Source organism: uncultured Cyclobacterium sp. (assembly GCF_963977555.1).
Taxonomy (GTDB): Bacteria; Bacteroidota; Bacteroidia; order Cytophagales; family Cyclobacteriaceae; genus Cyclobacterium.
In genome coordinates, this window is sequence record NZ_CAXBPD010000007.1 from 190943 (window position 1) to 203701 (window position 12759).

9 protein-coding genes are annotated in these 12759 nt (G+C 38.6%); 1 reads left to right on the forward strand and 8 read right to left on the reverse strand.

All coding sequences use genetic code 11. The features are described 5' to 3' along the window. Positions 1–18: 18 nt before the first annotated feature. Positions 19–330 carry an L-rhamnose mutarotase gene (rhaM, locus tag AAC073_RS10870; RefSeq protein ID WP_339923858.1) on the reverse strand — a complete coding sequence of 104 codons (312 nt, stop codon included), beginning with the start codon at positions 328–330 and terminating at the stop codon, positions 19–21. A gap of 306 nt (positions 331–636) precedes the next feature. On the opposite strand from rhaM, the gene AAC073_RS10875 reads away from it, so the two are divergent. Continuing rightward, positions 637–1137 (forward strand): peptidylprolyl isomerase, encoded by a 501-nt coding sequence (locus AAC073_RS10875; RefSeq protein WP_339923859.1) that lies wholly within the window; start codon positions 637–639, stop codon positions 1135–1137. An 11-nt stretch (positions 1138–1148) separates the two neighbouring features. Here the strand turns inward: AAC073_RS10875 and AAC073_RS10880 are convergent, their stop codons facing one another. The 7 genes from AAC073_RS10880 to AAC073_RS10910 form a co-directional block, all read right to left on the reverse strand. Then, entirely contained in the window at positions 1149–2117 is a 969-nt protein-coding gene (locus AAC073_RS10880; RefSeq protein ID WP_339923860.1) for an ABC transporter ATP-binding protein, read from the reverse strand. After that, positions 2114–2464 carry an MmcQ/YjbR family DNA-binding protein gene (locus tag AAC073_RS10885; protein WP_339923861.1) on the reverse strand — a complete coding sequence of 117 codons (351 nt, stop codon included), beginning with the start codon at positions 2462–2464 and terminating at the stop codon, positions 2114–2116. Before AAC073_RS10885 ends, AAC073_RS10880 begins: the two co-directional genes overlap by 4 nt. Then, complete coding sequence (locus AAC073_RS10890; protein WP_020888416.1) at positions 2464–2652, reverse strand: DUF6728 family protein; 189 nt, start codon at positions 2650–2652, stop codon at positions 2464–2466. The genes AAC073_RS10885 and AAC073_RS10890 overlap by 1 nt, the downstream gene beginning before the upstream one ends. Before the next feature lie 30 nt (positions 2653–2682). Then, complete coding sequence (gene ispG / locus AAC073_RS10895) at positions 2683–4674, reverse strand: (E)-4-hydroxy-3-methylbut-2-enyl-diphosphate synthase (RefSeq protein ID WP_339923862.1); 1992 nt, start codon at positions 4672–4674, stop codon at positions 2683–2685. Between the two features lie 2 nt (positions 4675–4676). Further along, positions 4677–5381, reverse strand: coding sequence for an SDR family oxidoreductase (locus AAC073_RS10900; protein ID WP_339923863.1), 705 nt, complete (start codon positions 5379–5381; stop codon positions 4677–4679). A 77-nt stretch (positions 5382–5458) separates the two neighbouring features. After that, on the reverse strand, positions 5459–8935 hold the full coding sequence (locus AAC073_RS10905) for a hypothetical protein (RefSeq protein ID WP_339923864.1): 3477 nt from the start codon (positions 8933–8935) through the stop codon (positions 5459–5461). 56 nt (positions 8936–8991) lie between these two features. Then, a complete protein-coding gene (locus AAC073_RS10910) occupies positions 8992–12702 on the reverse strand; it encodes a HAMP domain-containing sensor histidine kinase (protein ID WP_339923865.1) in 3711 nt (1236 codons plus the stop codon). Between the last annotated feature and the right edge of the window lie 57 nt (positions 12703–12759).

The window sequence follows — 12759 nt, forward strand, 5'->3', positions numbered from 1 at the left end:
ATTTTTTTAAGAAAGATTTCACAAACTAAATACCTTCTCCAGGCGAGTAACCTTTGGAGATTGGTCCGGATTTGTTTCCATTATATCTTCCATATAGGCCCACCACTTTTTCATTATAGAAAGTTCAGCAAGGCTTTTGGTTTTGTTTGTTTCTGTCAGATTCTGAAAAGCGAAAAGAACTCCACTTTGCCTATCTAGAAAAATATGGTATTCCGTAACACCTGCATCTTTTAGTAATTCCCTTAACTCTGGCCAGATTTCGTTGTGCCTTTTTTCGTATTCTTTTTCATTCCCAGGCAATAATTTCATTGTAAAAGCTACAGAGATCATGGATGATTTTTTATAAAATTTTTATTTTTATTATCAATTGTGTCCTTTATTTTTCGTGATTTATCACTAAAGATTTTTAAAATAATAAGTGTTTTCGTCTTCAAAATGGTGGCCCTATTATATAGCAACCCTTACTTAGCCCTCTAGTTACATACTGTTATTCAACACATTGCAACTTATAAATGAGATTTGAATCTCAAAGTAAGCAAAACAATTGAATTAACTTCCCTGTACTATCAGGGTGATGGTTGGATATTTTTTAATTTTAATCAATAAAGATTAACTTTATGCCCTTAAATATAAAGTATGAAAATCGAAGAAAATGCCATTGTAGGGTTGACCTACGAATTAAAAGTGACCAATGAAGCGGCCGACTCATTGCCTTTTAGTGTAGAAGTCAGAGACCAAGATGACCCTTTCTATTTCCTATACGGTGATAGTGGACTGCCTAAAACTTTTGAAGAAAAGCTTGAAAACAAAGTAAAAGGGGATAATTTTAATTTTACGCTAACGGTAGAAGAAGCTTATGGTAAACCAGACGATGATTTAATCGTATCTGTACCAAAGGCACAGTTTAATAAAGAACAAGGTTTTGAGGAAGAGATGCTTCAAGAAGGGAATTTCCTTCCGTTGATCGATGAAGATGGTTATCCAATGCAGGCGAAAGTGGTAAAGGACCTTGGAGAGGAAGTTCTTTTGGATTTCAATCACCCACTTACAGGCATGAACCTACATTTTGATGGTGAGGTATTTGCTATCAGGGAAGCTACTGAACAGGAAAAAGAGGAGGGTTTCAAAGTGACCTAAATTTTGAAGCGCTAGATGTCTTCCAGGAGCAAAATTTTATCTTCCTCCCAACTCATATAAATGGAGGCTCCTTCGGAGACATCTCTTTCTAGACGAGTAATCTGCCAAGGAAGTGATTTGCCAGGAACCTTCACAGTAAGGAGGTCAAATTCCGGAAAATAACGATTCAATAATACCTTCCCTTTTAACTTTCCCTTTTCGGTGGAGTTTACTATAGATGAAGGCCTTAAGTATTGATTTGGTTTACCGGGAATTTGATTTAGGGGACCGAAAAAACCAGCTACATAAGCGGTTTCGGGATTTTTGTATATGTCCTTCACCTTTCCTTGGCGCAATAGCTTTCCCTCAGAAAGTACGCATAAATTCTCTGTAAGTAAAAGCGCATCCTGTATGTCATGGGTTACCATGATCACGGTTATCTCCAAAGATTTAAAAATGAGGTTTAACTCATCCAAGAGGCCTCTTTTTTGCAGACTATCCAATGAGCTAAAAGGTTCGTCCAAAAGTAAAACTTCAGGTTCAAGGCTAAGTGCCCTCGCAATGGCTACTTTCTGTTGTTGGCCACCTGAAAGCTGCCTGGGGTAGTTGTCTCTCTTGTCGGCTAAGCCAAAAACCTGCAACAAAGTTTCAAGTCTCTCGGCGGCATAATCTTTGTCGTATTGAAGCAAGGGCCTACTGATATTTTCAGCGACGGTAGACAGTGGGAACAAACCATTGTCTTGTTTCACAAGTTGCAACTCATCATAGCCTGCAACTAATTTTTGCTCAGGATTAAGGATTTTCTCGCCTTCTAAATAGACAACACCATCATCCTGAACTTCCATGCCGGCGATCAGCTTTAACAGCGTGCTTTTGCCACTTCCACTGGCGCCAATAATGGACCAACGTTCGGCTTTGGCAATATCCAATGACAATGCGTCAAGGGCTTTCAGTTCACCATTGTAAGTTTTGGTTAACCCCTCGATTTTCAGATAACTCATCCGTTGATTTCTTCTTTCAATTTTTTAGGTAGGCTTGAATAAACCAATGAATAGGAATGGTCTACCAATTCCAGCATCAAAGGCGAAGGCACCCTCCCATCACAAGAAACGGTGTTCCAGTGCTTTTTATTCATGTGATAGCCAGGGCGAATTCCATCATGTTTTTCCCTCAATAGGACGGCTTGCTCAGGATCGCATTTTAAATTGACACTTTCGAATTTGTCAATGTCCAAAATTGCGAAAATTTTATTCCCTATTCTGAAGCAAAGTGTATTATGGTCAAAGGGAGTATCTTCTGTTACTCCTGGTTTGCTCAAACAATACTCCCTAAAGGTTTCAATATTCATCAGGCCAACCTTTTGATGATCCAATAGATCAAGGCGGCAAGGAAAACCAAAATCGAGATCTTATTAATGCCATGCATCATTCTAAGATTGAAATTGGTCTTCTGATTAGGGTCAGGTTTTTTAAATACCCTTATAAAGTATCCCCCAACTTCTCCCAACTGAAAAAACTCTTTTAATTTACTAGCCATATTCACTTAATTCAGATTTTCTTGAAGAGATTATTCATGGTCTGCGGTTTCCGGTTCTATCCACTGTCCATCTTCTTTGATAATGTCTATTAATTCGTCAACAGCATTTTCAGAAGGAACAGCCCTTTTCATCACTTCTTTTCCCTTGTAAAGCGTGATTTTACCTTTCCCAGATCCCACATATCCATAATCTGCGTCTGCCATTTCACCTGGACCATTTACAATACAGCCCATAATTCCTATTTTAACTCCTTTGAGATGATCCGTTCTTTTCCTAATCAAGGCGGTAGTTTCCTGAAGATCAAATAGCGTTCTACCACAAGAAGGACAAGAAATATACTCCGTTTTGGACATCCTGGTCCTTGCTGCCTGTAGGACACCAAAGCTAACCGAGTTATGCAACTTTACCTGCTCCAACATTTCAGCCTTGCCTTCCAGTTTAAGTTTGTCTAAACCTATAAGTATGCCATCCCCAAGACCATCTATCAACAATCCTCCTACGTCAGTTCCTGAAAATAACATTGTTTTTTCTGCATCCCCATCCTTATAACTTACCATTGGCACTACAGGTAAATTTATTTTCGCATCAATAAGTGAAACGATAGCCCTTCTTATCGCCTGCATTTGATGTCCACTGTTTGAAAACAAAAGAAGCACCATTGGTAGTTCATTGTTCAAATATGGAATCGCCTCTTCTATGGTGTCTGATGAAACAAGGATAAAATTGAGCGCTGCATGCAAGGGTAATTTTTTTTGCAAATGTCCCAAACTTAAAGCTGGAAGCTTGTTCTTTTTATCTTCTTGTTGTTCCCAGGTTTCATAGGTCAAGATTTCCTTTAGGCCATTTGGAAGCATAAATGGCACGGGATTACTTCCCGAGTATACATAATCACATCCCTGGTCATTCATTTTCCACTTGTCTAATTCTGGAAGGTAAAAATGACCTGTACATTTGAGGTCTTTTGGTTGGGACAGGTTTATGGTGGAAACATCTGTTATGACCCTGGGTACATTACTTCCTCCAAAGTTGGCTACTTCCACCGCTACCCTTTTATTGTAGCCGAAAGGATCAATTGGATAATTAACGATAGGCTTAATACCGGATGCTACAGATCTTGTTGCATATCTGTTAATGAGTGTTTTTACTACCGGTGATTCGAACTCAGGATCCTCTGTAAGGGAAACCCTAACCGTATCTCCTAGGCCATCTTCCAGTAAAGCCCCAATTCCAACAGCGGACTTAACCCTGCCATCTTCCCCATCCCCAGCCTCTGTTACTCCCAAATGGAGGGGATAAGGCTTGAAGCCTCCCTCATCTAATTTATTCACCAAAAGGCGATAGGCCTGAACCATTACCTGGGTATTGGATGATTTCATGGAAATCACAATATCGTGGTAGTTTTCGTCTTCGCAAATCCTTAAAAACTCTAGTGCGGATTCGACCATCCCTAGCGGAGTATCACCATATCTGCTCATAATCCTGTCAGACAATGAACCATGATTCGTACCAATCCTCATGGCCGTTCCATTGGCTTTACAGATGTTTACTAAAGGAAGAAAGCGTTCTCTTATTCTTTCGAGTTCAGCCTGATAGGATGAATCGGTATATTCTAAAACTTCAAATTTCTTTTTATCTGCATAATTCCCTGGATTTACCCGAACCTTTTCCACAATCCGGGCAGCTACTTCGGCAGCATTCGGTGTAAAGTGAATATCGGCTACCAGAGGAGTATTGTATCCTCTTTCCCTAAGACCATCTTTGATTGCCTGTAGGTTTTCTGCTTCTTTGATACTTGGGGCTGTAATCCTCACCAATTCACAGCCACTATCAATCATGCGAATGCATTGTGCTATAGAGCCATGGGTATCCATAGTATCCACGGTAGTCATGGATTGAACGACAATAGGGTTGTCGCCACCAATAATTATGTCTCCAATCCTCACAGGGATGGTTTTCCTCCTGGAGTAATTCGTAAGACTATTGCAGTACTGCTGATTATCTGTGACTGTTTTCAATTCCATAATTATATATCACCTAATTGAGGTCGGATTACTATCTCTTCAACAACAGAACGGGGTGAAAGGTTATAAGCAGACCAAACAGATGCCGCAACATCAGCTACATCAATGAACCTACTCTCTGGTAAATCAACGCCTTCCCAACTCGCTGTATAGGTAGCACCTGGCAAAACAGATGTCACCTTTACTCCATGGGGTATCATCTCTTGCCGAAGACATTTGGTGAATCCCAGCATGGCCCACTTTGAGACGGCATAACTTCCACCATTGGCATAGGCAGTAAATCCTGCAATACTTCCTATAGTAAAAATATGTCCGTTTTTCCTATTCATGAAATCCTCAGTAAAAGCCTTTGTTAAATAATAAGTACTGAAAAGATTTGTATGCATGGTCTTTTCAAAATTTTCTTCTAACTCTGAATGTAGACTGCCCGGAATAAAAATACCAGTATTATTTACTAAAACATCAGGCACTGCTATTTTTTTTACAAATGCTGCAAATCCTTTTGTTTCCTCCTTTATAGATAAGTCTGCTTTCTTTATGTATACTTTCACCGCAGAAAAATTTTCCTCTATCTCATTTTTCAATGCTTCTAACTCTTCTTCATTCCTGCTACAGGTAAATATATCAAAACCTTTGGCGGCAAATTCAAGAATAATGGCTTTACCAATACCCTTAGTACCACCGGTAACCAAAATACTTTTCGACATTAGTTTGTGCTTTAATAATTAGTACAACAACAAAAATAATTGTTGCAAATCTACAATTTTTCAGTGGGTATGCCTAATCAAAATAGGGCTGAAACCTGCATACGTCCCGTATGTACCAATTGGTCCAGCCCTTCAGAGTTTCTACCCTCATATACAAGGTTTAACTGTAATCCTTCCCCTATTTTTTGCAGCCAACCCAAGCTCCAGCTGGTATTGTTTCCGGGAGTAAGCGCTTGAAGCATTTCATATCCAGTAGGAGAATTTACCGTGCCATTGTAATCTATAAAAGTATACTTCACCTGGGCATTCACCGTCGTTTTTATGGCTTTTGCCAATCTAAAACTTAGTGCACCTTCATGTAATTGAGCCTTTTCATCCATTTCAATATTGGTTAAATTCTCTTTTTTAGTCATCCTGTATTGAAGGGTTGTTCTGAATACGGGGCTTGGTTGAAGACTTATTTCCGGGCCTAAGGTATATTGCTCAATATTGTAATTCCTGTTGTCCAGGAAATCAGACGAAGCTTTCCTTTGGCCCTTATTTGCATAAAACAGTAGGTTCCACTTGGTTTCAATATTGAAACGTGCATTATAACGCCAGTCGTCCTGTGAAAGCTCCTCAAATCCCCCTGTCAGCAATTGCTTCTGGTGACTGTTAAAAAAGGACAGATCCATGCCAAACTTAGGAGAAGCCCGATTAAAAAAGAAAGAAGAACGAAAGGATTGCCGCAAGGAAAGCAAAGAAGTGTCTGCTATGCCGGCCTGAAAGGGACTTATCCGCTGCACAAAATCACGTGAAGTAATTTTCTTTTCCACATTTAAATTTGTGTTACTTGAAAATCTTGACAACACCTTCTTCACCCCTTCATTGCTCTTCCATTTGGAGGGAAACTTTGCACTAAGGCGGTAATTAAACAATGTTGTGTACGCCTGAAGATACTCGTCGGTTGGAACAAATACTTTTATGAAACTCTTTTCCTCTGGGTTAATCGCCAGGTAAAATTCATTCAACTGCTGTACGCCATCTTCGTTATCATCTCTCCAGGTATGTGTCCCTTCACCTGTTGGAACGGGTAAAAAGACGAATTCACGTCTTAATTCTCTCCCATTCCCCAATGCATAGGTAAATTCATTGGACAAGTTATTCTCAAATAAAGCACTTCTATAGTCCAATTTCCCCATGACAGTGGTCTCTTCTGGAAGATCTCTGGTCAAAAAAGTCAACTTCCTATAAGTGAAGGACCCATTTAAAGTATGTGCACCAAAGGTTCCTTTGACGCCATAGGTGTTCATAAAGGCCTTGGTGGCTGGTTTCAGTTGGTCATCTACTACTGCTTTGTCCTCACGTAAACTGGCAGTTGCAAAAAATGAGTATTTCAAAGTATCATTGGTAGTTAATGAAAATTGATGCTCTTCAAAATTCATCGCTGTAGACACTACTTCATCATTCTGAGGGTCAATAACCTTGTTTTTATCTACCGTAAACCTATAACCTGGTACAAACACAGCTGTTGGGTATTTGACCTCTCCTTGATACCTCAGCCATCGCGATTGCAAGGGTAACACTCCACTATTTAATTGAAAAAAATCATTGGTAAGCAAAAGCCTGTCCCAAAGTTTCTGATTGAGTTTTATCCTTTGCTGAATTCCAGACAACACCCCTGTCCTATTTCTCAAATCCAGGTCGTAGGAAACCTGGTTCTCATTGTCTTTGACCAACTGAAGATTAAAATTATAGAGTTTTTCAGCGGCTTTGTCATCCTCCTCTCTGTCAGTCAGTCCCCAGTCTCTGTCAAATTCAATAGCCCTTAAGCGGTCTATAAAAGTGAAGTTTGTCGCATTGTATTCCACTGTAGTTTGTCCACTGAAGAGATAATCTTTGAATTTTTTAAATGTCCTTCCTTCAGATCTCAAGCCAGCTTTAAAGGCGAACCCATTGTTGTCAGCATCGTCCAGATCGGAGAATAGGTTTTGGTCCTGATCTGAAATAGCCAATTCTGCAAAAGTAGTTTCGTATTTCCCTATCTTGATTTCTGTTCCAGCGGTAATCATCTGTTTTTTGTTAGGGGAAGGCAATGGTGACCTTATTGTGTAATTACCTTGTGAAATACCGTTTAATGGAGGTGTATATTCATAGACCACCCCATTTGCTAACTGTTCTTTTCTCTTATAATTACCCAAATCTTGGCTGGTCTCTGTAAAACTTATTGCAAAATAAGCCACTGATGGATCCGTGCTGTATTCATAGTAGGTTTGAGGCTCTCCATTTTCCGTGAAGGCTGTAATTTTCCTATACAATATTCTATTGGCATCAAAGGCAATACTGTCTATCCGAGGAATGGCTGCTGAAAAAATGTCATCTCCCATATTGCTGAGTAGGGTTTTGTCTATATCGCTAAGTTCAGTAAACAAAGGTCGGTTTCGGTCGTCCTTTTCCCGGTAATAATTTAGATAGAAGGTGATATTTTTACTTTTTTGTATGTGATTGGCTGAAACTATAGATCTGGAAAAGTTTCTTTCAGCATATTCAAAGTCCACTCTCACTCTGGAATACTGGGTGATCATCACTGTGGGAGTAAATGTGATCTCCCCTTGGTTATAATCTATGGTATAGTCATTGTTAAATCCTCTTTTTAATTGTTTTCCATCCAGAAAGACTTTTTCCGAATTGGCCAAAACAATTACAAACCTTTCGTTTCCGGGCCCTCTTATGCGATAAGGCCCCAAAACACCTTCACTTACTTCTAAACTTACGGAAGCAAACTTTCCTTTAGCGATGGCTGCGCCTACCCTGCTAGAAGCTTCCCATTTTTCATTGACTGCATAATCTGAAGTAAATTGAAGCCCCTGCACATTTTTATAATACCTTAAAAATTCAGATTTACGCTGCTGAAGTACCACATCTCCACCTGCCAGATTAATTTTATCATTGTACAACTCAATTAATATATTGTCGAAATCCTGTACTTGTTGCGTATTTCCCTCAGGCTGGAAAGGTACATTCTGATCGGTAATACTTGCCCTTATGTTAAGGTTCTCTGCCAATACGCCATCCATTTGCAAGTTGAGGGCTGAGTTTACAAATACATTTTGAGTATTGCCGAAGGATATCCCTCTGGTCAGATTTCCTGATTGGTTGAGCTTACTGGAAGTGAAAACTTCCTCTCTGAAATCATAAATGGCTTTTTTATCTGGAGGGCTGTCTTTGAAAAATGCCAAAGAATCATAGTCCTCTTTAAGTGTCCTGTTTTGGAATACATGATTAAAAGAAAAAGGCAATGTTCGGTAGCAAATCAAAAGAGAATCTCGGGCAATGTTCTCTTCATCGAGGATCGTTAATCTGCCTGTGGTAATATCATATTTATGGGCGAATTTATTTCCAAGGGCATCTTGTACCTTAATACTTGATTCCAACATTGACATTGAATCCAAAAAATAAATGGCTTTTTCAGTACTGACGGCTCTCCATAGACACTCTTGCTCTTGTGCCATCGCGGGATTGGTCAATGCTAAAAGCACTGATGAAAAAGCAAAAAAATACTTCACCAACTGCATATCTCAATCTCTTACAAGGAACTAAAGTAAACAATTCCTCTCAATTAATCAGGGAATCATGGCATTAGAGGAAAAAGGAGAAAAAAGGTCGTTCCTGACCCCGTAGATGTCTCAAACCATATCTTTCCACCGGCCGTTTCTACACCTCTTTTGGCAATCGCCAAACCTAATCCAGAACCATCCGTTTTGGTGCTGAAATTCGGCATAAAAACCTTGTCTTTTAATTCTTCAGAAATTCCTTTACCATTGTCTTTGATGGCCAATTTTATATGGGCCTCTCCTTCAAAAAACAACTGAATGAGCACCTTTGATTTTCTACCTTCAACTGCCGCTTGTATTCCGTTGATAACAAGATTGGAAATTACCCTGCTGTACAATTTCGGGTCTCCCATTATTTTGGTAGAGGTACCTTCATTAGTAAGGTCTTCTAATTCGATATCAGCATCTTCTCTATTATAAAATATCGATATGGTTTCAAACACCACATTTCTTAATTCAAGTTCCTGGTTTTTAGGAAGAGGCATTTTGGCAAAAGTAGAAAAAGAACTGGCGATATCACTCAATGTATCAACCTGATGAATGATGGAATTAATGGGGTTTACCAATGCCTGACCAGTGTCTAGCTTATCTGCCGCTTGCAATCTCAATAAATGCTGGAGGGTAAGCTTCATTGGTGTTAAAGGATTTTTTATTTCATGAGCTACCTGTTTTGCCATTTCTCTCCAGGCAGACTCTTTTTCGTTTGAAGCCAAGACCTTCTTACTTGATTCAAGCTTATAAAGCATATTGTTGTATTCGTTGACCAATAGGCCTATTTCATCCTTTGCCGGCCATACCATGTATTCATTGTTTTCCAGATCAGTATCTTTGAGTTTCTGAGTCAAAAGCTTAAATGGATGAGTAAGGTTTTTTGAAACGAAGTAGGAAATAATTAAAAACAAGAGAAAAATAACAACAAAAATGATCAAAATATTACTGAACACCTCTGTGATCATTAGATTCAATTCTTCTTCAGATTCAAAAAAAGGAATAGCAATAATGGCTTGAAGTCTTTGATTTTCGCCGTTTTTAAGTGCCAGGTAAACCGTTTTGTATTGCAGCCCACCGACTTGTTCGGTTTGTAGCAATCGGTTCTCCAATGATTCAATAATGGCAGCGTAGGCTTTGGGATGTAAATAATGGGTTAATATCTTCTTGTCAAATATGGTCGGTTGGTTAGTCGCCATAAGAATTCCATCAGGAAGGTAGAGGTTTATGTCTGCATCAGTAGCACTTGCCAACGCATAAAGCTCTCCATTAATGTCATCTCTGTTTAAGGTGTTGAACTGCTCCCCACCAAGATCTCGTCCTAGATTGTCTCTTATTATACCAGCCTTTTGAAAATATTGACGATGCAAATCTTCCGTATAGGAATGGCTTAAAAATCCCAAGGCAATTACGCTTATAACCAACATCGGAAAGAAAAAGGCAAAATTTAGGTACAACTGTAGTTTAGTAGCATAATTGAATCTCAGCTGGTTTACCCCCATCAATAGAAGGAATACGCATACTGACAAAAGTGTAAAAATCAGAAACGCTACAAAAAGAAAAGCAATGTCAGCTAGAATGTAATTGCTGGGGTACTGCCTAGAAGAGACTACAATTACTTTATCATTGTACTTCACCCCCAAATGGTGGTAGCCATTGAACAGTACACCTGTAGTAAAGATCTCTTTTTGCTCCAGGATATCCTCCATATCTCCCCCCTGGTAGCTAAAAATACCTGAGCTGTAGCCTAGTACATTTTCTTCATAAATAGCAAAATCAAAATCTCGTTCTATGTAGTTGGACACGTATTTATTGTCCATCAGTAATTTAGGGAAGGCTTTTCCAGATTCTATTCTTTGCTGGTTTAGCTCTATGACTATAGTGCCTAGAAAATCATTGTCACGTTGAATTTTAATAAATGCCACAAATCTATTTCCAGTATTGGTCTCCGTAGATTTGATAAAGTAAAGGTTATGGACTTGAGTAGCATAATCACTATTCATGTACCTTTTTTTATATTCAGCAAGATCGGCTGTTTTACCTTGTTCCAAAACAGGTTGGCCCAACTGGCCGAAAACACTTATTTCTTGCCTGTATTGGTCAAAATATCCAGCCAAATAAATTTTCTTGATCTTTCTTTCGATAGGATCTTTAGAAAGCAGCCGATCAGATAGCCTACTTTTAATGAAGGCATCATCCCCAATTCTTGTCAGGATGTCCTCTAGTAAAAACTCTCCCATGACATCTCTATCAAGCATTACATTATTGGCAAACTTAACTTTAGACCTAACCTCATCATATCTAAGGTCCTGATAAGCAGCCGCTCCAGTAATTACAGCTCCTATCAAACAAGCAAAGAAAAACGTTAAGAAGGTGTTGAAATCAAGTTTAAACAAACTTTCATAAAGCTTAAAACTAATGATCGCCACTAAAAGAATAATATGCGCAAGAAAAGCGATGAATAAGACAAAGTTGTAAAACAGTAAAAAAATTAAAAAGGGCAAAACAAAAATCACCAAGACTTTTAATGGGTAGGTTTGATTTTTGGTGCTCTTGAATAATACCATATTTAACCCAATAATTGTAAACAATAGGTAGGCAGCACCTCCTAAAAAAACCACAAACAAGCTTACAATTTTCAGGTAGTCAAAACTAGGGATGGCACCTATATTTAAATTCCACTGTGCATTTTCAACAATGTTTAAATACAGGTAAAAAACCAGAAACATTAAAATAGTGGACAAGGTATAGGCTCCGCTAAGATTGAGCCAGTAAGGGTATTTTTTTCGGAAATTGATGAAGGAAATGGCCACTCTCCTTCTACTCAATATAGCGATGACCATGATCATTACAACCAAATAGCAAATTACATTCAATAGTAGGTCCCCTAAACTTGGATTTAACCTGGAGGATGCATACAGACTAGCGTCAAATATTCCGGTTTGAAAAAAGTCATTGGGAAAACGAAAGGCAAGCATGATTACCCTTACAGAAAAAAGAATTATAAAGGTATAAATGGTCGCAAGTATTTTTTGTCCTTTAGACCACAAAGTAAAAACAAAACCACCCCCAATAAGTAAAACAAGCCCTAGTAATGAAAAGAAAAATATTAAAAGGGTGTTGTTAATGGATTTCCCAGGAGGATCATAGCCAACCCTAAAAAAAATAGAAAAGAGGTATTCTCCATCAAATTGAATTTCTTGGTAGTTTTCTTTTGGTGCGCCTGACAACAAAAACCTGTCGTTTCCAAAAATATCCGGATTGTACCCACTTTCAAGGTATTCATTGTCTATCTCTACCTTATCGAAAAATGGATGAACTTGAAGCAGCCAATAATCTTTATTGTTACGGGTAAGTTTTCTAAGCTTGGTGAAATAGGTACCCCTGTTATTGTCGAGAAGTTGATACTTTTTTGATGTAGAAAAGTTAGAAAATTCTGGCACCATGTCTATGTCGGACCAGTAGGTCAATTCACCTTCCTGAGAAAACAAATAAAAGTGAAATTCATGGTCAATATTGAGACTTTTGAATGTAACCAATTTATCATTTTGGGTACTTCCCAAAATTTGATCGTAGTCCTGGTCAAACCCTTTAATCACAGAAGCCAAACGCCTTTCAAGGCCCAATTTATACTGCCCATGATCCGCTTGGGGTTTTCCATCCATAAAAAAATTTACGGACAGTACTATTCCCAAGAGAACAATCGACAATACAAGTAGTAGCCTTCTTCTTCTTAACATTAAAATTAATCTTGCGTGAATGGTCCTTTATACTACGTAGTAGCTATTTAAATTGAA

What these genes read in the sequence shown, in the direction of transcription:
- rhaM (WP_339923858.1), bottom strand. Translation starts at nt 330, where the DNA reads ATGATCTCTGTAGCTTTTACAATGAAATTATTGCCTGGGAATGAAAAA.
- AAC073_RS10875 (WP_339923859.1), top strand. Translation starts at nt 637, where the DNA reads ATGAAAATCGAAGAAAATGCCATTGTAGGGTTGACCTACGAATTAAAA.
- AAC073_RS10880 (WP_339923860.1), bottom strand. Translation starts at nt 2,117, where the DNA reads ATGAGTTATCTGAAAATCGAGGGGTTAACCAAAACTTACAATGGTGAA.
- AAC073_RS10885 (WP_339923861.1), bottom strand. Translation starts at nt 2,464, where the DNA reads ATGAATATTGAAACCTTTAGGGAGTATTGTTTGAGCAAACCAGGAGTA.
- AAC073_RS10890 (WP_020888416.1), bottom strand. Translation starts at nt 2,652, where the DNA reads ATGGCTAGTAAATTAAAAGAGTTTTTTCAGTTGGGAGAAGTTGGGGGA.
- ispG (WP_339923862.1), bottom strand. Translation starts at nt 4,674, where the DNA reads ATGGAATTGAAAACAGTCACAGATAATCAGCAGTACTGCAATAGTCTT.
- AAC073_RS10900 (WP_339923863.1), bottom strand. Translation starts at nt 5,381, where the DNA reads ATGTCGAAAAGTATTTTGGTTACCGGTGGTACTAAGGGTATTGGTAAA.
- AAC073_RS10905 (WP_339923864.1), bottom strand. Translation starts at nt 8,935, where the DNA reads ATGCAGTTGGTGAAGTATTTTTTTGCTTTTTCATCAGTGCTTTTAGCA.
- AAC073_RS10910 (WP_339923865.1), bottom strand. Translation starts at nt 12,702, where the DNA reads ATGTTAAGAAGAAGAAGGCTACTACTTGTATTGTCGATTGTTCTCTTG.